Below are 23,229 nucleotides of genomic sequence, written 5' to 3' on the forward strand. Positions count from 1 at the left end.
AATGAGAAAGTAATTTGAGTACGTTTATAATCACACACCTTTCTAGTGAAAAGCTAGCTTGTTGTAGTTGCTCAACAAGAAAATTTATATGAGATAAACTACTTTAACTACTTGACAATAAGTTTAGATCACTTTAATGCATAAAAAAAAGCGGTCATTTTGACCGCTTTTTAATTTAGAGATTCACCAGTTTAGTTTGCAGCTGGTAAAAGATTTCCTTTAATCTTTAAAGTATAAGGCTCAGCAGATGCATTTGTATAAACAGTTATTGTTTTACGTATAGGTCCTGGAGCACGATTTGTATCGTATTTTACTTTAATTACATTGCTTTCACCGGGAGCGATAGGATCTGTTGGTGGGCTTGGTACTGTGCAGCCGCAAGTCGAGTATGCTTTAGAGATTACAAGTGGAGCATTACCGGTGTTTGTGAATTTAAATTCACGAGTGCCGTCTGCGCCATGTGCAACATCGCCGTAATCAATAACATCTGATTCAAAAGCAATTTCAGCTTTCTTTTCTTTAGCTTCTTCTTGTGCCTGAAGTCCCATAGTCATAAGGCCTACGGCAAGTATTAAAACTAATTTTCTCATAATTCTAAGTGTTAATGAAGTATAAAAATAAACTTATTAAAGAGTTTATACAAAAAAGTAGCTTTTTTTTAAGAGACAACCCCTGTGGGCCGGTGTGAAAAGTACTCTTTGCAGTAATTTAATTAGATTTATTTAATTCCTCGGTTCTTTTAAAATACTTACTATAATAAGTACTTTTGCTTCTTAAGACAAAAATTAGACCAAGAATGGCATTAGCTTCAAAATATAGTTCAAAAGACGTTGAACAAAAGTGGTACGACTACTGGATGAAAAATAATTATTTTCACTCAGAGCCTAATGAGAAAGAACCCTATACCATAGTGATACCACCGCCTAATGTAACGGGAATATTGCATATGGGGCATATGCTAAATAATACCATTCAAGACGTTTTAATACGCAGAGCAAGACTTAAAGGCTTTAATGCGTGTTGGGTGCCGGGTACAGATCACGCCTCTATAGCCACTGAAGCTAAAGTTGTAGCAAAACTTAAGGCAGAAGGTATAAATAAAAGTGACCTTACCAGAGAAGAGTTCTTAAAACATGCCTGGGAATGGACAGACAAATACGGAGGAACAATATTAGAGCAGCTTAAACGCCTAGGTGCATCTTGCGATTGGGAGCGTACACGTTTTACGATGGATGACACGATGTCTGCAAGTGTGGTGCAAAGTTTTATAGATCTTTACAATAAAGGGCTAATTTACCGAGGGCATCGTATGGTGAATTGGGATCCTGAGGCAAAAACAACCTTGTCTGACGAGGAGGTTATTCATGAAGAACGTCAGGGGTTTTTATATTATTTAAATTATAAACTAGAGGATAGTGATGAGGTTTTAACCATAGCCACAACACGACCTGAAACTATTTTTGGAGATACTGCAATTTGTATAAACCCCAACGATGAGCGCTTTGCACATTTACGCGGTAAAAAAGCAATTGTACCTATAGCAAATAGAGTTATACCTATAATTGAAGATGAATATGTTGATCTAGAATTTGGTACCGGTTGCTTAAAAGTAACCCCTGCACATGATGAGAATGATAAAATGCTGGGGGATAAACACAACCTGGATGTTATTGATATTTTTCATGATGATGCGTCTTTAAATTCCTTCGGAATGCATTATGAAGGAAAAGATCGTTTTGTAGTTCGTGAAGAGATTGTAAAAGAACTTAAAGATCTGGGTGCTCTGGTTAAGACCGAAAGTCACATAAACAAAGTAGGTACTTCAGAACGCACAAAAGCGGTAATTGAGCCTAAGCTTTCAGATCAATGGTTTTTGAAGATGAAAGACCTGGCAGAACCTGCAATTAAAGCAGTGTTAGAGACCGAAGAGATAAATCTTTTTCCGAAGAAATTTGACAATACCTACCGTCACTGGATGGAAAATATAAGAGATTGGAATATCTCTAGACAGTTGTGGTGGGGTCAGCAAATACCGGCGTTTTACTATGGTAACGGTAGAGAAGATTTTGTAGTAGCCAAGAATATTGAAGAAGCTTTAGTTTCCGCGAAAGCGAAAACCGGAAATGATACGTTAACACTTGCAGATCTAAAACAGGATGAAGATGCTTTAGATACATGGTTCTCTTCCTGGTTATGGCCAATGAGTGTTTTTGACGGTGTGGCAAATCCTGATAATGAAGAATTTAAATATTACTATCCTACAAATGATCTAGTTACCGGTCCAGATATTTTATTTTTCTGGGTGGCGCGTATGATAATGGCAGGGTATGAGTATACGGGTGAGAAACCATTTACAAATGTGTATTTAACAGGTCTCGTACGTGATGCAGAGCGCCGTAAGATGTCTAAATCATTAGGTAATTCACCAGATGCGATGATGCTTATTGATAAGTATGGTGCAGATGGTGTGCGGGTAGGGCTATTATTGAGTGCTTCTGCGGGTAACGATTTGCTTTTTGATGAAGATTTATGCCAGCAAGGTAAAGGCTTCATTAATAAAATATGGAATGCTTTTAGACTTATAAAAGGTTGGGAAGTTGATGTAACTATAGAACAACCTGAGGCTAGTCTGAAAGGATTAAACTGGTACGCAGAGCGTTTTAAAGATGCTGGTGTTGAGATTGAAGATCATTTTAGCAAATACCGTATAAGTGATGCATTAATGGCTACTTATAAATTAGTCTGGGATGATTTCTGCAGTTGGTTGTTAGAAATTGTAAAACCTGAATATGGTAAGCCTATTGATAAGAAAACTTATGATATGGTGATTGATGCTCTAGAAAACAATCTGCGCATTTTACATCCGTTTATTCCTTTTGCTTCTGAAGAAATATGGCAGAATATAACAGCTCGTACGCCAGACGAAGCATTAATTATAAATTTATGGCCAGAAGTTGAAGCCGGAGATAAGGAGTTGTTAAATGATTTTGAGCTGGCGACTCAAGTAATTACAGGAGTTCGTGCGATACGTAAAGAGAAAAATATATCGTTTAAAGAAGAATTAGAACTTTATGTAATGAATACGGAAGGCTTTACAGATCGTTTTAATGGTATTATTAAAAAGTTATGTAACCTTTCAACTATTGAAGCTACAACGGTTAGTAAAGACGGTGCTCTGTCTTTTAGAGTAAAGGCAAATGAATATTATATTCCACTAACGGGAGCTATAGATATTGAAGCAGAACTCGCTAAAATTGAGGAAGAATTAAACTATACCCGAGGGTTTATAAATTCGGTAACTAAAAAGTTATCAAATGAGCGTTTTGTAAGTGGTGCACCAGAGCAGGTGGTAGCAATTGAGCGTCAAAAACAAGCAGATGCACAGTCTAAAATCGATGCCTTAGAAAAGAGACTTGCAGCTTTGAAATAAAATTAAATCTTAGAATAAATAACTAATTAATCAGGAATATATTTAGCCACGAGCTTAATGTATTCCTTTTTTTTTATTACACTATTTATTCATTGGCAATCTCAATAGCTTTCTCTAAAATTTCATCACGGCCGTGTTTTAATCCGTTAAGGGTTTGTTTGACTACCACATCTATTTTGACACCATTTCTTTGACTTTCTGTGCCATCCGGGTAAATAACTCCATTGCCAGACATTGTAGTTTTAAATCCACCAAGATATTCAAATTTAACAACATCCCCGTCTGCACCGGCTGTTTGATTACCAACTGTAATTACGTTGTCTGCCGTTTGAAAGGCCATAGCCGTAAATTCTGATAGACTAAATGATTCTTCATTTACCAATATTATAATTTTACCAGTAAACGCATTTTTACTGGCATTTGTTCTTAAGTAAGTACTGGTATATCTCGAAGGGTAGTTTATTTCAGGACAATAATATGTGGCGAAATTTTTCTTTTCTTGATTTAAGTATTCAGAAAATTTGTAATAAATAAACGAGGGGTAGTTTCTTAAATCAATTATTAGTGCTTTCTTGTTTTTAAATGATTTAAAAATATCTTTAATGTCTCTTTCTTTAACATTAGCCATATTAATATAACCTATCGCATCGCTTATAGATTTTGATTTAATCGTCTTTGGATTGTTTCTGTAGTTGAAATCATTAAAATCGTATCTCTTTGCTCTTATGGTTTTAATAGTATCATTTCTGTTGATTGTCAAACTAATTGAATCCTCTAATCCCTTAAACAGTTTAACATAAGTAAGTTTGATTTTAATATTAGAATTGGAGCCGGCAACATATTTTAGGTATTTATCTGTTTCTTTTTCTACCTCTAATTCATTTATTTTTAAAATGATATCTCCTAAATGTAAGCCGCTCAATTTGGCTAGAGAATCATTGTAAAAACCCGAAACAACAGCTTTATTATCTACTTGTGAAATTTTGATTGGCAGGAATTTTAACTTTTCTTCAGAGAATGTTATAGAAGCATGGGTGTCATCTAATTTTGCAATAAGTTCTTCAAGTGTTAAGTGATACTCTTTTTTATTAGGGGTATTTCTTATTTTAGGGATCATTTCTTTCAAAACGGAATCCCAGTTTTGATCTGTTAAGTATTTATAAGGATAGAAGTATTCAATTATATTCCAGTATTTAAATAACCCCAACAGGCGATATTCTTCACTAGGATAATCAAAATTTTTATATTCTGGCTCATTAGTAACTTTGATATTACCAACAGGTTGTTTTTCTACATAAAAGTGATCTCCTTGAATTCTGTTTTTTTCTATGTATTCAAGTTTTAGAGAGAGTGATTTATTAAAGTTTATAGTATCATTGATCCACGATAAATCAAAATTCTCGTCTAAATAAATTCCTTTAGAATCACATTGTTTGCATCTTTCAATAACTCCCAGGCTCTCAATCCAATCTAGATAAACTTGAGATAGTGATTCCTTATCTGTAGCTTTTAAAACTATAGGGAGTTGCTTTATAAACTCTTGATCCCAATTGTATTTACCACTACTTACCTCGGGATGATAATATTTGAGAAATCCGTAGATTTTTGCAAATGATGCTAATTTTTCAGTTTCTGAAATATTTTCTTGAGCATTCAAGAAATTAGAAATAAATAGTAATAGAAATAAAAGTGAGATTGTTTTTTTCATAAAAGTATCAGCGAAAAAAACAAAACAAATTAATCTACAATATATTTAGCCACAAGCTTAATGTATTCCTTTTTGGCTTCAGTAGCAGAGAGTCCTTTAATTTGAATTAAAGCATTGTATTTAAAGGCACTTCTAAGATCATTTTCCTTTAAATTTTCTACAGGAATAAGTTTGCTTTTATGATTGCCTTTTTTATAATAGGCGTAAAGTAATAACTGAATATCTGGTGGTAGTGCAGTCTTTGTATTACTGGCTCTTTCAGCAGCATTCTGAAAATCTTCATCCAATTTTTCTTTACTCAAAACGATTTACTTAAGAGTTGCTATTATACTTTGTGAACCCTTAACCTTCTGGTTTAATTTTACAGCCAAAGGTGTTCCTATGGGTAGGTAAATATCTACACGTGAGCCAAATTTTATAAAGCCACTGTCTTCGCCTTTTATAGCATCATCACCTTCTTTAGCATAATTTACAATACGCTTTGCCAGAGCACCGGCAATTTGTCTGTAAAGTACATCGCCAAAACTTGTTGAGCGAACTACAACAGTTGTGCGTTCATTTTCTTCAGAAGCCTTAGGATGCCAGGCAACAAGATATTTACCGGGATGGTATTTGCTATAAACAACTTTTCCGCTAACGGGATATCGCGTAACGTGAACATTTAGAGGAGACATAAATACGGAAACCTGAAGACGTTTTTCTTTAAAATATTCCTTTTCAAAAACTTCTTCAATTACTACAACTTTACCATCTACAGGAGAAACAACATCTTCTGTACTAACATCGGCAATTCTACCCGGATTTCTAAAAAACTGTAGAATTAAAAGTAAAAATACTACTAAAGTTGCGTAGCAAACGTATTGAAGCCAAACAGGAGAAACCCAGGTTTGCGTACTTATAAAACCTATTGCTACGATTACAATCGTAATTATAATAATTGTGTAACCTTCTTTATGAAACATATTCAAAAACAATTAAAACCAGATAAATAAAAGGACTCGCAAATAATATACTGTCTAAGCGGTCGTACAGACCACCGTGTCCGGGCATTAACGTGCCGCTATCTTTAACTCCGGCTTCGCGTTTTAATTTAGATTCTATTAGATCTCCAAAAGTTCCTAAAGTGCTCATAACCACAGCTAGCGAAAGCCAAATATTAAAATTAAGGCTTCCGGTAAATTTATGAATAAAATAACTGGCAATACAAGCGAAAACAAGGCCTCCAAAAAAGCCTTCGATGGTTTTCTTAGGAGATATACTTGGAAACAGTTTATGTCTTCCAAAACTCTTACCTACGATATAAGCAAAAGTGTCATTTGTCCATATTAAAATAAAAAGACCGGCAACGGTATATGGAGAAAATTCGTCTCCGTGAGAAGGAAGCAGGGTTAGAAATACAAAACTTGAAATGATGTAAAAAATAGTGATATGTAATTTCTGAAGCTTTCCATACTTTCTAATCTTTTCACTAAATAAGTTTTTCATTAAGTAAAGACCGGTAGCTACCGTAAATCCCAATAGAATTAAGGTGGTGATCTTTGATACCTTGTAGTAACTAAAAAAAAGTATAAATGCTATTAGAATGAGGTAGGTGTACCAAAACTGAAAACCTATTAATCTAAGAAACTCCCGTAAGGTTATAATACCAAATAGTAAGAATAAAAGTATATACCATTTTTCAGAGTAGAGAATTGAAAATAGCAGTATAATGACATACAAAAGGCCGGAAAGTGCTCTTACAGTAAGTTCGCGCATACTATAAATCTTCTAGTAGCAATAAATACAGATTTTTTGCACTGCTACCGTAAGACATAAAATCTTTAGGACCCTCTTTAGGTTCAAAGTTTTTTATGGTTGTAATATTGGTAGGTATATAACCGGTATTTTTCTTTTTAATACCTCTAAGACCTTCACCAATACTATTTACAATCTGGCTGGTTGTTGCAAAAATCACAAAATTTTGAGGGAGCTCTTTTAGCTTTTTCTCCTTAATTTGGTTGGAGGAGATAAGTAAACTACCATCATCTGCAATTAAATTTTCACAGGTAGAAAGCATAAATTTTGACTCGGTTTCGGTGCCGTACTTCAAATTGTAGTTAGTGAAGAGACTTTCTAACTTTTCATCAAGGCAATATACATCTTGCTCATACCAGTCGTTTTCTAGTAAGATATTGTCAAAACTTTCATGCACTTCTTCCATATCTACACAGTATAAAAATTTACCGCCATTTAATATGAAATGTTTTGTAAAACGCTCATCAGCAGGAGCGCTAACATCTGGCATGTATTTACCGCGCTCAGATTTTGAGGTTCCAGGCTTATCAGATTCTTCTGAATTTTTCGGTTTAAAAATTTTATCGAAAATACTCATAAATGAGTGTGTATGCTTATGTTATAAGGTGTTTATCAAATATAAAAAATCTTAACTCAACAAAGCGTTAAGTTAAGATTTAAAATTCTTGGCGCCAGAGTAGTTTAATTCTCGCTTACAGGAAGTGTATTTTCCTGTATCTGTTGCTCAGTACCTTCTGGTTTATCATAAGGGCGCTTTCCAAATATTTTTTCTAAATTATCTTTGAAGATCACCTCCTTATCTAGTAGTACGGCAGCAAGCTCATTTAGTTTGTCTTTGTTTTCTTCAAGAATCGTTATAGCTCTTTGATATTGCTCTTCAATAATTTTTGAAATTTCTTTATCAATTAATTCAGCTGTTTTTTCACTATAAGGCTTACTGAAGTTATATTCATTTTGACCTGAAGAATCGTAATAAGTTAAGTTACCAATGGCATCATTTAAACCATAGGTAGTAACCATCATACGGGCTTGTTTTGTTACTTTTTCAAGATCACTTAATGCTCCTGTAGAAATTTTATCGAAAGTAACTTTCTCAGCGGCGCGACCACCCATAGCGGCACACATCTCATCAAGCATTTGCTCAGGGCGTACGATTAAACGCTCTTCTGGTAGATACCAGGCAGCTCCTAAAGAGCGACCTCGAGGTACTATAGTTACTTTAACTAAAGGTGCTGCGTGTTCAAGCATCCAGCTTACCGTTGCGTGACCAGCTTCGTGAAAAGCAATTGCTTTTTTCTCGTCTGGAGTAATAATCTTATTTTTCTTCTCTAGTCCGCCTACGATACGATCTACAGCATCTAAAAAGTCTTGACGGCCTACTGCAGTTTTTCCCTGACGTGCAGCAATTAGAGCTGCTTCATTACAAACATTGGCAATATCAGCTCCCGAGAAACCTGGAGTTTGCTTCGCCATAAATTTTGTATCAAGTTCATCTGCAACTTTTTTAAGTGGTCTTAAATGCACTTCAAAAATTTCTTCACGTTCACGTACATCGGGAAGATCTACATAAATCTGACGGTCAAAACGACCTGCACGCATAAGAGCCGTATCCAAAACATCTGCACGGTTTGTTGCAGCAAGTACAATAACATTTGTATTTGTGCCAAAACCGTCCATTTCGGTTAGAAGTTGGTTAAGTGTATTCTCACGTTCATCATTAGAACCGCTAAAATTTGCTTTTCCTCGCGCTCTACCTATTGCGTCAATTTCATCAATAAAGATTATAGCAGGAGATTTTTCTTTAGCCTGTTTAAATAAATCTCTAACACGAGAAGCACCTACACCTACAAACATTTCAACAAAGTCTGAACCCGATAACGAGAAAAATGGAACTTTAGCTTCGCCGGCAACAGCTTTAGCTAATAAAGTTTTACCTGTTCCCGGAGGTCCTACAAGCAATGCTCCTTTAGGAATTTTACCTCCTAAGTTAGTATACTTATCTGGGTGCTTTAAGAAATCTACAATCTCCTGTACTTCTTCTTTTGCACCTTCAAGACCTGCAACGTCCTTAAAGGTTGTTTTAACATCTATTTTCTCGTCAAAGAGCTTTGCTTTAGATTTCCCAATATTAAATATCTGACCACCTGCACCACCTGCACCACCAGATGACATTCTCTTCATGATGAATATCCAGATTCCTATAATAATTGCTATAGGTAAAAGTGTGATTAATATATCACCCATTATATTGCTATCTGGAGGGAGTACCTTTCGAGAAATATAGATTCCCTGATTTTCTTCGATCTTTGAAAGTTGATCTGTTAAATCTTCTAGGGTAGCATATCTATATTCATAATTAGCGCCAGAATCAGAACTCAATAACGACATTCCGTTATCTGTTGGTTTAGCGTGAATTTCTTTCTTAGCAGCCTCTTCGGTAAGGTAGATGTATGCGATTTGCTTAGATTTATTAATATCTATACGCTTAACATCTCCATCTTTAGCGAAGGTCATTAATTGATTCTCAAGTATCTCTTTAGGATTACCGTAGTCAGAACTACTGCTAAAAAAATTTAATGCTAAGAAAACTAGAATTATTGCGGTATATATCCACCAGGCACTAAACTTAGGTTTATTAGGAGCCGGCTTTTTTGATTTATCTGCCATCTATGTGTTTTAATAATTTGTTTCGATTGATGTTACTTTAGCATCTCCCCAAAGGCTTTCAATGTCATAATATTCTCTGATGTGTTTCTGAAAAACGTGTACAACAACATTTACATAATCCATAAGCACCCATTCAGAATTTTGCAATCCTTCTACGTGCCAAGGTTTATCTTTAATTTTTTTGCTTACCGTTTTTTGAATTGAATTTACAATGGCAGAAACCTGAGTGTTTGACGTACCATTACAAATGATAAAGTAGTCGCAAACCATGTTTTCTATTTCCCTAAGGTCTAATATATCAATATCTTGACCTTTTACCTCTTCAATCCCTTCTAGAATAGTTGTTATTAGTAGATCTGTACTTACTTCTTTTTTGGCCATTAAATCTTTTTTAGTCTGACAAAGTTATTACAAATTTGTCTGATAGTGTTTTTTGTAATAACATTTAAGCTATTCATTTATTTCATGAAGATAGTCAAACTTAATGCCACAACCTCAACTAATACCTACTTGCGGGCATATACGAGAAAGCTTGACATTGAGGATGACACGATCGTGTGGGCCACTGAGCAAAGTGCAGGTAAGGGACAGCGTGGTGCATACTGGGAATCTGAGAAAGATAAAAACCTCACATTTAGTGTGTTTAAAAGGGTTGAAGGGCTGCCCGTAGATAGACAATTTTATATTACGATGGCAACATCTTTAGCTATTTATGAAGCACTTCAACAATTGGGAATTAATCAACTTTCTGTAAAATGGCCTAACGACATATTGGCAGGCAGATCTAAAATTTGCGGAGTGCTCATTGAAAGTGTTATTCGCAATGGTCTTTATGCTGTGATTATTGGCATAGGAATTAATGTTAATCAAAAGATTTTTACACGCGCACCCAGAGCGACTTCAATACTTCTAGAGACAGGAAAATATCACGAGCCTGAGGAAATTATGAAAATGTTAATCTCAAAATTTTATCATTACGTTGATTTAATTACAAATGGTGACTTAACATTACTTAAGGCAGAATACGAGTCTAAACTCTTTAGAAAAGATAAAGCTTCAACCTTTGAATTACCCAACGGTGAACTTTTTACCGGCATCATTAAAGAAGTATCTAAAACAGGAAAGCTCATCCTCCAGGTAGAAGATGAGCTTTTAAAAGAATTTGATCTTAAAGAACTTAAGTTACTTTATTAAATGTTCTGTAAGTTGTCTGTAAGTGTTTGAATAAATTTTGTGATAGGAGCTTTAATCATCATAGACATCATCGCGTTAAACTCTCCTTCAAATTCAAAATAAGCTTCACTACTTTGATCTGTTAGTTCTTTAATGTTTGCAGTTAGGGTAAATGGAAGTTTTTCACTCGCAGCACCCAATACTACCTTATTAAAAGGGACACTGTTTTTTAATTCTAAAACAATATCAGGCATTCCTTTCAAAGCAAATAAGAAGCGTTTATCACTTAGGATTTCAAATTTACTAATGCTATCTGGCATCAATTGTTTATAATTGTTGACATCATTTAAAAAAGCAAATATTTCTTCAGGGCTTTTGTCAATTGTTTTTTTAGGGCTTTCTATAAACATAGTTATGTATTAAACTGTAATATAAGTTTAGTTATTATTAATTATACCGCTGCCTCCCAGGTGTCTGGAGAGAGACGCCATGATTGCAATGTAAGTTTTTCTTTTTCAGAAATGTATCGTGTATCTAATGCCTGCTCAAGTAAATGCTCGTAGTCGCTTAAAGTGTACAGATCTAAATTATAGTTTTTAAAATTTTCCAGAGCTACATCAAAACCATAAGTAAAAATGGCAAGCATTCCTTTAACGTTAGCGCCAGCTTCTTTTAGAGCATCAACAGCCATAAGACTACTTTTTCCTGTGCTTATTAGGTCTTCAACCACAATCACTGTTTGCCCAGAATCTAATTTACCCTCTATTTTATTTTGTCTTCCGTGTTTTTTAGCCTCAGGACGTACATATACAAATGGTACATTTAGATAGTCTGCAACCAGCATTCCTATACCTATTGCTCCTGTTGCTACACCTGCAATTACATCTGGTTTCCCATACAAATGTTCAATTTGCTGCGCAATATTCTCACGTAAGTAGTTGCGTATCTGGGGGTAAGAGAGTGTGATGCGGTTATCGCAATAAATGGGAGACTTCCAACCGCTAGCCCAGGTGAAGGGATTTTGTGGTTGTAATTTAATTGCATTAATTTGCAATAACAACTCAGCCGTTTTTTTGGCTGTTTCCTTTTTTAAAATCATGGTACAAATGTATAAAGTTTTTGTAAATGATGTGCCCATTATACTTTCAACTGAAAAGTATATTGGTGCAAATTACACATCAATTCCTTTAAAACGTGCAAAAATTAAAAGCATTATTAAACAAGTAAATCTAGGTGATCTTACGCACATAAATTTGTACCACCCCAAAGGTGAAAAATTACTCAAGTTTTTAAAGAAAAAGCTCCCTTTGGTTATCGCCGGTGGCGGAATGGTTTACAATAAAAATTCAGAAATTTTATTTATTAAGCGCAATGGTAAATGGGATCTTCCTAAAGGCAAATTAGAGAAGAATGAAACTATTGAAGAGTGTGCCATACGTGAGGTTGAAGAAGAAACGGGGTGTAAAGACCTGGTATTAGGTGAACACATTACCACAACATATCACATCTTCAGGCGCAATAATAAATTTAAGTTGAAGGAAACCTACTGGTATAAGATGACCACAACTTTTGAAGGTACTCTAGAGCCACAACCTTCTGAAGGAATAAAAAAAGTGTGTTGGAAAAATTTTGAAAAATCTCAAAAGGCACTTTCTAAGTCTTATGAAAATATAAAACTCCTGTTCCCTAAAGAATATTTACTACTCAACCCTAAAGATCGGGTAGCGTAGATGAGCATTTTCATAATTAGGAGATTTCTTATGAAGCCAATCTAATTGAGCATACCAATTTTTACTGAAATCTTTATCTACTTGTTTTTTAGTTTCAAACTCTTGTTTTAAGTCTGGATTACCATCAAGCAATTCCTGAGCTTTGTCTTCCCATACGTAAGGAGAAAAGCCTTCTTTTTGCTGTAAAATAGTATCAAAATAATTCCAGTTAAAAAACGAGTCAACGGCTGTAGGTTCTAATGTCTCTAGTAAATAGCGCAGTCCTGATTGCGCGGTTTCTACCAGATAATCTCCTTTTCTAACATTGATGTTTTCTGTGCTTTTGTCAACCTGTGTTGCTGAATGCAGATAATGACCTTCATAAGGTGTAGATCGTGTGCTATAGTCTGCAATATGATAAACAGTAACCGCTATTGAAGTGTCTTTTTTTAAGGCGGTGTATCTGATTTTATTTTCTCTAAGACGTGTGACTATATCACTGTAAGCCTGAGGAATAATATACAATTTAGGAATTGTGACCGAATCAGTTGGTTTTATATAATTGTAATAGGTCACTTCTTTAGAAAAAGGAGCTTCCCGATCATATTTTAAACGATCTAAACCGGTTACGGTACTTGTAATCTGCTTGCCTTCAAAACCTTTAAAATCAAACATTGTAGTTCTTGAGCTATCTATAGTGAAATTAGTAACATAGTGTTTACCGCTGTAGTTTCCGCTTTTATAAAGAGAATCAATTTCATTCCGCATCTTTTTGATCCTGGCAGCATCTTTAGATGCGATGTTTAGCATAGCTTTCATAAGTTCATAAGTACCTTCAACTCTAGGCTTGTAAGGTTTAAGCATATGTGTTTCTACCATCATTCCTAAAGTATTCCATAAGGTAGTGTAGCCTGTTGAATATCTTGGGTAATCCATAAACTGAGAAAAGCCGGTTTCAGGAACTTCATTAAAAACATTAACATAAGGAGTAATAGGCCAGCCATTTGCTTCTAACTCTTTTTCTAATTGTGGATGCATCTCTGTATTTAGATACGCACCTAGTTTTCCTCCAAGTTTGTTGTATTGCGTAAATAAATGGGTAAGCACATACTGATAATCTGCACCATTACTCACGTGGTTATCTATGAATACATCGGGATTTATTAGGTGATAAACTTCAGCGAAACTGCGTGCATTTTTTGTGTCGGCTTTTATAAAATCTCTATTTAGATCATAATTACGCGCATTACCTCTAAACCCGTATTCCTCGGGACCATTTTGATTAGTACGACTGGTACTGTTGCGATTAAGGGCTCCTCCTACATTGTAAACAGCAATGGCTCCAACCCAAATATTTTCAGGAGTTTTTATTTTTCCACTAGCTAAATCCCGCATCATCATCATCGTAGCGTCTATACCATCTGGCTCACCGGGATGAATACCATTATTTATAAGCACTCGTAATGCATTCTTGTTTTCAGAAAATTCAGACTCCAGACTTCGGTCAGGATTGTAGGTAATAAGTGTTAATGGAAATCCGCTATCTGTCTCACCTATCTCGTAGGTTTTTATAGCAACATATGCAGAATCTAGCTGTTTGTAGTAAGATATTACATCAGCATATTCAGGAGTTTGTGTCCCTTCGCTTTTTTCAAATTGAGTTTCTAAATCAAAATCTTCGGGTTTTGGTTTCTCAGCACAGGCAATAAGTACAACCACTATAAAACTGAATAGATAAATTTTCATTTGATAATAGAATTAGAGATTTTAAAAATAAGAATAAATCTAAGTTTGAGATTAATCTATGGGTTCACGTGTAAAAAAGGGGCGGTATTGATTCACCCTAAAATCAAAAGTAGTAAATGAAGGATTTAAATCTTTCTGTAATTGGTAAGCTTTCATACTCCCTATGGCTCTATTAGCAGCGCCCGAAGGAGCCGAAAGCGACACGGTTTTAATGCTCCGGTTCTCGATTTTAAATTTATGAATGCGGGGTACGGTAGCAGAGATGACGTCTAATTTGATTCCGTATTCTTTTGCCTGTCGGCGAAAAAAATATTCAGGACCATTTTTACTGTTTCCACCGGTAAATAGTAAGGTGTTAATTTGCGAAAACTCATGCAGATAGCCAATTAAATCGCGCAGTTCTACAGCTTGCATTCCGAGATCTGATGCATCAATTTTCTCACGTTTTGCCGAAGCTACTATATCGCATACGCCAATTTTTTGTTTTTTGAGAAAATTGAGCCGTTGATCTATGGCAAATTTAGAATTGTCATAAACCAAATTAAGATTAAAGATATGATCAAGTATGGGCCATAACATTCCATTTTTACTTCCGTAGCAGAAATCTACATCCTCTTTTAAAAGTTCGCCTTTTGTAAAACGTGGCGGTGGCAATGTTCCCACAATGAGTGTTGTGGCTTCTTCAAGATTAAATGGGAGATACGGGTGAATATGGTCAAACATTTAGCGGATCTCTTTCCATTTTATACCACATCCCAGGCTTGGCTTTTGAAGTTCGTTTTGCTTGCGATTATTAAAGATATTGTCTAATGCCTCTCTAAAATCTCTTCCGTTTACGGGGATGCCATTGCCGGGGCGGGAATCATCAAGCTGACCTCTGTATACCAATTTTAATGCTGCGTTAAACAAATAAAAATCTGGAGTACAGGCGGCATTATACGCTTGAGCAACTTCCTGACTCTCATCGTATAAATAAGGAAATGAATAATTGTATTTATGCGCAGTATCGCGCATTAGCCAGGGGCTGTCTTCTGGATATTTCTCAACATCATTACTGCTTATAGCTACAAAGCCAAAACCTAAAACCCGGTAATCATTTGCGATACGTACAATCTCATCATTCACATGTTTAACAAACGGGCAGTGGTTGCATAAAAACATAACAACTGTACCCAGCTCTCCAGCCGCATCAACTAAAGTTACATATTTATTAGTAAGGGGGTTTAGCAAAGAAAAAAAAGGAGCGATGGTTCCTAATGGAAGCATATTAGATTGTGTTCTTGCCATAATGCGTGTAGGTTTTTAATATACCAGATTAGTAGTAAAAGGAGTATAAAGTTACAAATACTAAAGTTGTTTTAATTTTTTGGGTGCTCAGTAACCCCTTTGTAACTTTAAAATTAAATCTAATGATTATGAAAAATACATATAGTTCGCTTTCAGTAGCAATAGAAGATTTACAAGATAAAGGATACACGGTAGACTTTAACCTTGTAGATGAAGGTATCGAATCAAAGCATCTTAAAAAAACCTGGAGCGCAGCTCAAATAGAAGTAGAAGAGGCTTTTAGATTTGAAGGGATGACTAACCCCGGTGATAATAGTGTTCTCTACGTAATAAATACAAAAAGTGGAGAGAAAGGGTTACTAGTAGATGCTTACGGTGCTTACAGTGGTCAAATTTCTCAAGAAATGATACAAAAATTGAAAATTGAATACTAATGCAAAATGATCTCAGTTGGTCAGAATTTGAGCGCGTTGAAATGCGTGTAGGTACAATCTTAACAGTTAGTGATTTTCCGGAAGCTAATAAGCCGGCATTTCAATTGCAAATTGATTTTGGTGATAGTATAGGAATTCGTAAAACTTCTGCTCAAATAAGATCAAAATATGAGCGTACTGAATTAGTAGGTAAGCAAGTAGTTGCAGTAGTTAATTTCCCAAAGAAACAGATTGCTAACTTTATGAGCGAGTGTCTTATTTTAGGGGCTGTTGATGGTAGTGCTGTAACTCTACTAAGTCCTGATCTTCCTGTTGAAAATGGATTACGCATAGGTTAGTCTTTGCGATAGCGATAGCAGCGGCATCCTTTTTTGAACCCGTGGCGAAAAAAAGATATAGCGAATAGCGCGGTGCTCTAGCAATCGCCAAAAAACTAAAAAACCCACAATTCTATTAAAATGTGGGTTTTACTATTTTTATATACCAATTATTCTAATGTTCTCCACTACGCGTAGGACTCAGATCTTGCGCTTCTTCGGCAGTATATAATCTGGATTTGATTACAAAGCGTATTCCTAAAGGAATTTCTAAAGAAAAGCTAGAACCTCTTCCCGGAGTGGTATCTATAGTTAACTGAGTATGTTTCCAATATTCAAATTGATCTTTAGACATAAAAAAATCGCATCCGTGTACGGTTCCCAGATAGACATCAGTTTCATTAATCATAAGATCACCTTTAGGAAAACACATAGGCGAGGAGCCGTCGCAACAGCCGCCACTTTGATGAAACATTAACTCACCGTGCTGCTCTCGTAATTGATCTATAATTTTTTTTGCTGCCGCTGTGGCAGATACACGTTCTGTCATAGGTTTTAATTTAGAAAAAGCCCATTGCTTTTTTGTCATAAGAAATTAGCATATTTTTTGTCTGACGGTAATGAGATAACATCATTTTATGGTTTTCACGTCCTATACCAGACTTTTTATAACCACCAAAGGGAGCGTGAGCAGGATAATTATGATAGTTATTTACCCAAACACGACCGGCTTTAATGCCTCTTGAGATCTGGTAAGCTTGATGTGTATCACGGGTCCAGACGCCTGCACCAAGACCATATAAAGTATCATTAGCGATCTCAATAGCTTCTGCCTCATCTTTAAAAGATGTTACACAAAGCACAGGGCCAAAAATTTCTTCTTGAAAAACGCGCATTTTATTATTGCCTTTTAAAATAGTAGGTTGAATATAAAAACCACCTTCAAGTCCCTCATTGTACGCTGATTCTCCACCACAGAGTACTTCTGCGCCTTCTTCTTTACCAATACTTATATAGTTTAAAATTTTCTCGTATTGGTCGTTAGAAGCCTGAGCTCCCATCATGGTATCAGGACTTAACGGGTGTCCCAGTTTGATGGCTTTTGTACGATCTACCACGCGTTCTAAGAATTTTTCATAAATACTTTCCTGCACCAGCAATCGAGAAGGACAGGTGCAAATCTCACCTTGGTTTAGAGCAAACATTACCGCACCTTCAAGACATTTGTCAAAGAAATCATCGTCTGCATCCATAACGCTTTCAAAGAAAACATTTGGAGACTTACCTCCTAACTCTAAAGTAACCGGTGTGATATTTTTAGAAGCATATTGCATAATAAGTTGACCGGTTGTGGTTTCTCCTGTAAATGCAATCTTATCTATACGCGGACTAGAGGCGAGAGGCTTTCCGGCTTCAGCTCCAAAACCGTTTACAATATTAAGTACACCTGCCGGCAAAATACCTTCAATTAACTCCATTAATATAAGTATACTCACAGGAGTTTGTTCTGCCGGTTTTAGAACTACGCAATTACCTGCGGCAAGAGCAGGAGCAAGTTTCCAAACAGCCATTAAGATTGGGAAATTCCAGGGGATAATTTGACCTACAACACCTAATGGTTCTGTTATATTGAGGGCTACAGTATTGCTGTCTAATTCACTAACGGAGCCTTCTTCTGCACGTATAACCCCTGCAAAATACCTAAAATGATCTACAGCAAGCGGTAAATCTGCCGCACGGGTTTCACGTATCGCTTTACCATTATCCCAGGTTTCAGCCCGAGCAAGTGTTTCTAAATTTTGCTCCATCACATCTGCAATTTTAAGAAGTAAATTACTGCGGTAGGCTGCAGCAGAGCTGTTCCATTGTGGGGCAGCTTCCCAGGCCGCGTCTAGAGCTTTCTCGATATCTTCTGCAGTAGAGCGCGGTATTCTTGTGAAGTTTGCGCCATCTACAGGTGATACATTGTCAAAATATTCACCTTTTACAGGAGCTGTCCATTTCCCTCCTATAAAGTTTTCATATTGATCTTTAAATTTAGGCTTCTCGACAACGATTGCGGAAGCAGTCTTTACATCGCTCATAATGTTTTTTTTTAGTTATAGTTTAAATTTTTGAGTTGTGCTGAGTAGGGGAAATGGTAGTGCACTTTTTAGTTTTCTAAAGTTAAAAATCAGTTTAGGAAAACGACTGACCTATACTATTAAAACAATGTACTATTCTATCAAATAGTGTTAATGTGTTAAAATATAGCTTCTTAAATTGTATATTTAATATTGTAAGGGGTATTAATCTGAGGATGTTATATTTTGAATATGCAATTATCTGAATCATTTTTTAAAAACAGAAAGCTTGAAAATCTGGTCGAAAACCAGACATCATATACGTTAAATAATGCGGCTATGCATGTCTTTGAAACTCACGCACAGGCAGAACGGGTGTTGTTGCAGTTTGATAAACCGGTTTTAGCAAGTATGCTTCGCGGAAAGAAAATTATGCACCTGCGCGATCACAATAGTTTTGATTTTTTGCCTGGAGAATCACTCATCTTACCTGCAGACGAATTGATGTGTATAGATTTTCCTGAAGCACAGGAGCGTAACCCCACGCGATGTCTCGCAATGGCGATTGCAGATGATAAGATTAAAAAGGTTGTAAACCTAATGAATGAGAATCTTACTAAAGACGATGGCAGTGAATGGAGCTTAATGGATTATAATTTTCATTTTACAAATGATACCGGCATTTATCAGATTTTACAACGTCTCCTATTCCTGTTTACCGAGAATCACCCTTCTAAAGATTATTTTGTAGACAATATGCTTCAAGAACTTATCATACGTATTCTGCAAACAAATAACCGTAAAATATATACAGATAAGGCTTTAAAATTAAATAGTAATAGCAGGCTTGCCTTTATTATACAATATATAAGAGATCATATTAATGAATCTCTTTCTGTAGAACTGTTAAGCAAACAGGCGTGTATGAGTGAGTCTAACTTTTATAAGGTTTTTAAAAATGAACTGGGCATTTCTCCTATTGATTATATAAATACAGAGCGTATAAAGTTAGCGGTAAGCTTACTTCAGAATCCAGATCGTAAAATCAAAAATATATATCAGGAATGTGGCTTTGAAAGCCGCTCCTATTTTAATAGAGTATTCAAACGAATGAAAAATATGTCTCCTGGTGTTTTTCAGACTTCAATGACCAGCCATTAGGAGGCTTCTTCTTTAAAGCTCCGCATATTCTGCAGGTATCCTGAGAGTGATTTGCTAGATTGCTGCTGTATTTTTAATTTCATAGCATTAGACCATCCCAGAATTAAACCTTTAAACCCAATTGCTTGCCGTGACCAGCGCCAAAGGTTAAAATGATCTGTATGTTGTAATATTTTACCGTTTTGAAAGTAAAATGTTCCTACTACGTGATTTACAACTTTACGTTTTTTAGGGCCAAATAAGTACGTGGCCGTCCATTTTGCACTTCCGTTATAGTCGTTAGCTTGTATATCACTATAATTTATCTCCAGATTACTTCCACCACGTTCTATAAGCATAAACCACATTGCTCGTGCCCGATCTCCTTTTATATTGCCAAAAGCGGGATCTGTAAACGTGATGTTTTTACCATAGCAGGCGGTCATTTTCTCTGGGTCGTGAGCTTTAAACGCACTGTAAAATGTTTCTAGAACTTCTTCGTTAGGATGCATTGAAAAGTAGTATTGAGCGCTTTTTTACGCATTTATTAAAACGCAAGGTAGTTAGAAAAGCGGTTTTATTTTAGCTCTATTTTCATAAAGCATCCCTATATTAATTATCATTAGAATAACCGCCATTAATAAACCTTCTGGCATATTTACAATGTGGGTTAAAACGATTCCTACCATAATGGGAAAAATCATTATATAACCTAAAGCCTGTGTACGGGGTATCATTACAAGTATTCCGGCTATAATCTCTACAAGTGCTATTAGCGGTAGTAACCAGCCAAAGCTCATTAGTGCTGCAAATAAATCTTGCACTTCCTGAGGTAAATCTTCTGGCATAGGCATATAATTAAAAAATTTGTTGAGACCAGAATTGATAAAAAGTAGTCCAAAAAGAATACTTACGATGCTAATAATTTTACGTTTCATACAAATGTTGGTTGATTCTTAAAGATTAGGTTAAATGCGTTAAAAATGTTTTGTGTAATTTTCTAGAGCTAATTATAAATTTAAAATTTAAATAGATTAATTGTTGATATTCAGATCAAAAGATTTGTGTTTTATCAAATGTTTGAGGTAATTTGAATGCCTATCAATCGTTGTAAATAGTATTTACTTATGGAAACATAAAAAGTATAAATTATAATTATACCAAAAACAGTTTAAATTTGAAGTTCTTTATACTCTCTAAAATGTAAAATTCAATCTAATATGGAAAATCAAAATAATCATGATCATGGCGCAGACGGAAAAGTCTGGGATGTGAATGACTCAGAAGCAAAATGTCCTTTTTTAAGTGGTGAAATGCATCACACAACCGGTGGAGGAACAACCACCAGAGACTGGTGGCCAAATCAGCTCAAATTAAGTATTCTACGTCAAAATTCAGAATTGACAAACCCAATGGACCCTGATTTTAACTATGCTGAAGAATTTAAGTCTTTAGACTTAGCCGCAGTTAAGCAGGATTTACATAATCTTATGACAGATAGCCAAGATTGGTGGCCAGCAGATTATGGTCATTATGGTCCGTTTTTTATACGTATGGCGTGGCATGCTGCCGGTACATACCGCATACAGGATGGCCGTGGTGGAGCAGGTTCTGGGCAACAGCGCTTTGCACCATTAAACAGCTGGCCGGATAATGCAAACCTTGATAAAGCACGTTTATTACTTTGGCCTATTAAGAAAAAATACGGTAAAAAATTATCCTGGGCAGATTTACTTATCCTAACCGGTAACGTAGCTCATGAGTCTATGGGATTAAAAATGTTTGGTTTTGCAGGTGGTCGTGAAGACGTTTGGGAACCGGAAGAAGTATACTGGGGAGCAGAATCAGAGTGGTTAGGTAATGAAGATCGTTATGCTAACGGTGATTTAGAAAAACCATTAGGTGCTGCGCATATGGGACTTATTTATGTAAACCCAGAAGGGCATAATGCAAATCCAGACCCTGTGGAAGCTGCTCATTACATTCGAGAGACCTTTGGCCGTATGGCGATGAATGATTATGAGACGGTAGCGCTTATTGCCGGTGGTCATACATTTGGTAAAACACATGGTGCTGCAGACCCTACTGTTTACGTAGATGCAGAACCTGCTGCTGCAGGTATCGAGGCACAAAGTATGGGCTGGAATAACAGATATGGTACCGGTAAAGGCGCAGATACAATCACAAGCGGTCTTGAAGGAGCCTGGACAGACACCCCAACACAATGGAGTCATACCTATTTTAATAACCTATTTGGTTATGAGTGGGAGTTATCAAAGAGTCCTGCGGGAGCACACCAGTGGAAACCGGTTAACGACGGTGGAGCAGGTACTGTACCAGATGCGCACGATCCTTCTAAGAAGCACGCGCCTTTTATGTTGACAACCGATCTTTCTTTAAAAATGGATCCTGAATATGAAAAAATATCAAGACATTTTCATAAGAATCCACAGGAATTTGCAGATGCCTACAGCCGTGCATGGTTTAAATTAACGCACCGTGATATGGGACCTAAAGAGCGTTATTTAGGACCAGAAGTTCCGCAGGAAGAGTTAATATGGCAAGACCCAATTCCTGCTGTAGATTATGAGTTAGTGAATGATGAAGATATTACAGGTTTAAAATCTTCTATTTTAAATAGTGGACACTCAATTTCAGAATTAGTTGCTACAGCCTGGGCTTCAGCTTCTACCTTTAGAGGTTCAGATAAGCGTGGTGGTGCCAATGGTGCACGCGTACGTTTAGCACCTCAAAATAGATGGAAAGTGAACAATCCGCAGCAATTACAGTCTGTTTTAAATACACTAGAGGGTATTCAAAATGATTTTAATACTGCGCAAAGCGGAAACAAGAAAGTTTCTCTGGCAGATCTTATCGTTTTAGCAGGTTGCGCAGCTGTAGAAAAAGCAGCAAGCGATGCAGGATATTCTGTAAATGTACCTTTTACAGCAGGTAGAGCAGACGCTTCGGCAGAACAAACAGATGCAGAAGCATTTGAAGCTTTAGAACCTGTAGCAGATGGTTTTAGAAACTATTTAAAAGAAGGTGTAAAAATTACTGCTGAAGAATTATTACTAGATAAAGCTAACTTACTTACGCTTACAGCTCCTGAAATGACTGTGTTAGTAGCAGGTATGCGTGTATTGAACACTAACTTTGATGGTTCAAATAAAGGAGTGTTTACAGATAATCCGGGAACACTATCTAATGATTTTCTGGTAGCGATTACAGACCTAGGTACAACTTGGAAAGCGACTTCAGACTCAGACGCAATCTTTGTAGGTAGCGATCGCAAAAGTGGTGAAGTTAAATATACAGGAACCCGTGCAGATTTAATTTTTGGATCTAACAGTGAGTTAAGAGCACTGGCTGAAGCGTATGCTGCAGACGATGCTAAAGAGAAATTTGTACATGATTTTGTTAAGGCCTGGGATAAAGTAATGAATTTAGACCGTTACTAATCTCTTGTAATTTAAGATGTGTAAAAGGCGACCCAGCGGGTCGCCTTTTTTAATTTAACGAGCTCTTAACCGCAAGTTTATCACTGTTTCATTAAATTGAAGTAAAAAGAAAATGAGTGATTTAAAGAAAGAGAATTTAGTAAACAGAGCACCCGCAGATATGTACGGCGGTGAAGGAATACGATTTACAGAAGATCAATTTTCTAAAAAAGAGGCTAGAGAAAAAGAGAACGCCCGCGTCGATAAAAAGTTTAAAGACAATTAGTTTTGTCTGTAAATGAGAAAAAATCTAATAAAAAA

The 23,229-nt window shown here is 36.0% G+C and carries 25 protein-coding genes; 8 read left to right on the forward strand and 17 right to left on the reverse strand.

Annotated features, from left to right (window positions below; all coding sequences use genetic code 11):
- Nucleotides 1-191 precede the first annotated feature (191 nt).
- The gene (locus tag P164_RS17405) at nt 192-590 is read right to left on the reverse strand and encodes a DUF1573 domain-containing protein (protein ID WP_028377597.1); all 399 of its coding nucleotides are present in this window, start codon (nt 588-590) and stop codon (nt 192-194) included.
- 206 nt (nt 591-796) lie between these two features.
- On the opposite strand from P164_RS17405, the gene P164_RS17410 reads away from it, so the two are divergent.
- Nucleotides 797-3,430, forward strand: coding sequence for a valine--tRNA ligase (locus P164_RS17410; RefSeq protein WP_028377598.1), 2,634 nt, complete (start codon nt 797-799; stop codon nt 3,428-3,430).
- A gap of 85 nt (nt 3,431-3,515) precedes the next feature.
- On the opposite strand, the gene P164_RS17415 is transcribed toward P164_RS17410, so the two are convergent.
- The 7 genes from P164_RS17415 to rsfS all read right to left on the reverse strand — a co-directional run bounded on the left by P164_RS17415 (nt 3,516) and on the right by rsfS (nt 9,980).
- Nucleotides 3,516-5,138 carry a S41 family peptidase gene (locus tag P164_RS17415; RefSeq protein WP_028377599.1) on the reverse strand — a complete coding sequence of 541 codons (1,623 nt, stop codon included), beginning with the start codon at nt 5,136-5,138 and terminating at the stop codon, nt 3,516-3,518.
- 29 nt (nt 5,139-5,167) lie between these two features.
- Nucleotides 5,168-5,440 (reverse strand): acyl-CoA-binding protein, encoded by a 273-nt coding sequence (locus tag P164_RS17420; protein ID WP_028377600.1) that lies wholly within the window; start codon nt 5,438-5,440, stop codon nt 5,168-5,170.
- A 6-nt stretch (nt 5,441-5,446) separates the two neighbouring features.
- A complete protein-coding gene (locus P164_RS17425) occupies nt 5,447-6,100 on the reverse strand; it encodes a phosphatidylserine decarboxylase family protein (RefSeq protein WP_028377601.1) in 654 nt (217 codons plus the stop codon).
- Complete coding sequence (locus P164_RS17430; protein ID WP_028377602.1) at nt 6,090-6,893, reverse strand: phosphatidate cytidylyltransferase; 804 nt, start codon at nt 6,891-6,893, stop codon at nt 6,090-6,092. The genes P164_RS17425 and P164_RS17430 overlap by 11 nt, the downstream gene beginning before the upstream one ends.
- A 1-nt stretch (nt 6,894) precedes the next feature.
- Nucleotides 6,895-7,509, reverse strand: coding sequence for an LUD domain-containing protein (locus P164_RS17435; protein ID WP_028377603.1), 615 nt, complete (start codon nt 7,507-7,509; stop codon nt 6,895-6,897).
- A 104-nt stretch (nt 7,510-7,613) separates the two neighbouring features.
- Nucleotides 7,614-9,599 (reverse strand): ATP-dependent zinc metalloprotease FtsH, encoded by a 1,986-nt coding sequence (gene ftsH, locus P164_RS17440; protein WP_028377604.1) that lies wholly within the window; start codon nt 9,597-9,599, stop codon nt 7,614-7,616.
- A gap of 9 nt (nt 9,600-9,608) precedes the next feature.
- The gene (gene rsfS / locus P164_RS17445) at nt 9,609-9,980 is read right to left on the reverse strand and encodes a ribosome silencing factor (RefSeq protein WP_028377605.1); all 372 of its coding nucleotides are present in this window, start codon (nt 9,978-9,980) and stop codon (nt 9,609-9,611) included.
- An 84-nt stretch (nt 9,981-10,064) separates the two neighbouring features.
- Between rsfS and P164_RS17450 the strand changes: the two genes are divergently transcribed.
- Complete coding sequence (locus P164_RS17450) at nt 10,065-10,793, forward strand: biotin--[acetyl-CoA-carboxylase] ligase (RefSeq protein WP_028377606.1); 729 nt, start codon at nt 10,065-10,067, stop codon at nt 10,791-10,793.
- Here the strand turns inward: P164_RS17450 and P164_RS17455 are convergent.
- Both P164_RS17455 and pyrE read right to left on the reverse strand, forming a co-directional pair.
- Nucleotides 10,790-11,182, reverse strand: coding sequence for an orotate phosphoribosyltransferase (locus P164_RS17455; RefSeq protein ID WP_028377607.1), 393 nt, complete (start codon nt 11,180-11,182; stop codon nt 10,790-10,792). The genes P164_RS17450 and P164_RS17455 overlap by 4 nt on opposite strands.
- A 41-nt stretch (nt 11,183-11,223) precedes the next feature.
- Nucleotides 11,224-11,871, reverse strand: a complete 648-nt coding sequence (gene pyrE / locus P164_RS17460; protein WP_028377608.1) for an orotate phosphoribosyltransferase — start codon at nt 11,869-11,871, stop codon at nt 11,224-11,226.
- A 7-nt stretch (nt 11,872-11,878) separates the two neighbouring features.
- On the opposite strand from pyrE, the gene P164_RS17465 reads away from it, so the two are divergent.
- On the forward strand, nt 11,879-12,502 hold the full coding sequence (locus P164_RS17465; protein ID WP_028377609.1) for an NUDIX hydrolase: 624 nt from the start codon (nt 11,879-11,881) through the stop codon (nt 12,500-12,502).
- Here the strand turns inward: P164_RS17465 and P164_RS17470 are convergent.
- The 3 genes from P164_RS17470 to P164_RS17480 are packed head-to-tail and all read right to left on the reverse strand — an operon-like array spanning nt 12,473 to nt 15,514.
- Complete coding sequence (locus P164_RS17470; protein ID WP_028377610.1) at nt 12,473-14,227, reverse strand: M14 family metallopeptidase; 1,755 nt, start codon at nt 14,225-14,227, stop codon at nt 12,473-12,475. The genes P164_RS17465 and P164_RS17470 overlap by 30 nt on opposite strands.
- A 51-nt stretch (nt 14,228-14,278) precedes the next feature.
- Complete coding sequence (locus P164_RS17475) at nt 14,279-14,950, reverse strand: uracil-DNA glycosylase family protein (RefSeq protein WP_028377611.1); 672 nt, start codon at nt 14,948-14,950, stop codon at nt 14,279-14,281.
- Nucleotides 14,951-15,514, reverse strand: coding sequence for a thioredoxin family protein (locus P164_RS17480; RefSeq protein WP_028377612.1), 564 nt, complete (start codon nt 15,512-15,514; stop codon nt 14,951-14,953).
- A 128-nt stretch (nt 15,515-15,642) separates the two neighbouring features.
- Between P164_RS17480 and P164_RS17485 the strand changes: the two genes are divergently transcribed.
- The gene (locus P164_RS17485; protein WP_028377613.1) at nt 15,643-15,948 is read left to right on the forward strand and encodes a hypothetical protein; all 306 of its coding nucleotides are present in this window, start codon (nt 15,643-15,645) and stop codon (nt 15,946-15,948) included.
- The gene (locus tag P164_RS17490; RefSeq protein WP_028377614.1) at nt 15,948-16,286 is read left to right on the forward strand and encodes a tRNA-binding protein; all 339 of its coding nucleotides are present in this window, start codon (nt 15,948-15,950) and stop codon (nt 16,284-16,286) included. The genes P164_RS17485 and P164_RS17490 overlap by 1 nt, the downstream gene beginning before the upstream one ends.
- A gap of 154 nt (nt 16,287-16,440) precedes the next feature.
- Here P164_RS17490 and P164_RS17495 read toward each other — a convergent pair whose 3' ends face one another.
- Complete coding sequence (locus P164_RS17495) at nt 16,441-16,815, reverse strand: DUF779 domain-containing protein (protein ID WP_028377615.1); 375 nt, start codon at nt 16,813-16,815, stop codon at nt 16,441-16,443.
- 10 nt (nt 16,816-16,825) lie between these two features.
- Complete coding sequence (locus tag P164_RS17500; RefSeq protein WP_028377616.1) at nt 16,826-18,349, reverse strand: aldehyde dehydrogenase family protein; 1,524 nt, start codon at nt 18,347-18,349, stop codon at nt 16,826-16,828.
- Nucleotides 18,350-18,580: 231 nt separating this feature from the next.
- Here P164_RS17500 and P164_RS17505 point away from each other — a divergent pair, with 231 nt between their 5' ends.
- Nucleotides 18,581-19,489, forward strand: a complete 909-nt coding sequence (locus tag P164_RS17505) for an AraC family transcriptional regulator (protein WP_028377617.1) — start codon at nt 18,581-18,583, stop codon at nt 19,487-19,489.
- Here P164_RS17505 and P164_RS17510 read toward each other — a convergent pair.
- Both P164_RS17510 and P164_RS17515 read right to left on the reverse strand, forming a co-directional pair.
- Nucleotides 19,486-19,980 carry a nuclear transport factor 2 family protein gene (locus P164_RS17510; protein ID WP_028377618.1) on the reverse strand — a complete coding sequence of 165 codons (495 nt, stop codon included), beginning with the start codon at nt 19,978-19,980 and terminating at the stop codon, nt 19,486-19,488. The genes P164_RS17505 and P164_RS17510 overlap by 4 nt on opposite strands.
- Nucleotides 19,981-20,031: 51 nt before the next feature.
- Complete coding sequence (locus P164_RS17515; protein ID WP_028377619.1) at nt 20,032-20,406, reverse strand: DoxX family protein; 375 nt, start codon at nt 20,404-20,406, stop codon at nt 20,032-20,034.
- A gap of 282 nt (nt 20,407-20,688) precedes the next feature.
- Between P164_RS17515 and katG the strand changes: the two genes are divergently transcribed.
- Nucleotides 20,689-22,929, forward strand: coding sequence for a catalase/peroxidase HPI (katG, locus tag P164_RS17520; protein ID WP_028377620.1), 2,241 nt, complete (start codon nt 20,689-20,691; stop codon nt 22,927-22,929).
- 112 nt (nt 22,930-23,041) lie between these two features.
- Nucleotides 23,042-23,194 carry a hypothetical protein gene (locus P164_RS18750; RefSeq protein WP_159106036.1) on the forward strand — a complete coding sequence of 51 codons (153 nt, stop codon included), beginning with the start codon at nt 23,042-23,044 and terminating at the stop codon, nt 23,192-23,194.
- Nucleotides 23,195-23,229 lie beyond the last annotated feature (35 nt).

The sequence above is a fragment of the Leeuwenhoekiella sp. MAR_2009_132 genome (assembly GCF_000687915.1).
In the GTDB taxonomy this organism is placed as follows: domain Bacteria; phylum Bacteroidota; class Bacteroidia; order Flavobacteriales; family Flavobacteriaceae; genus Leeuwenhoekiella.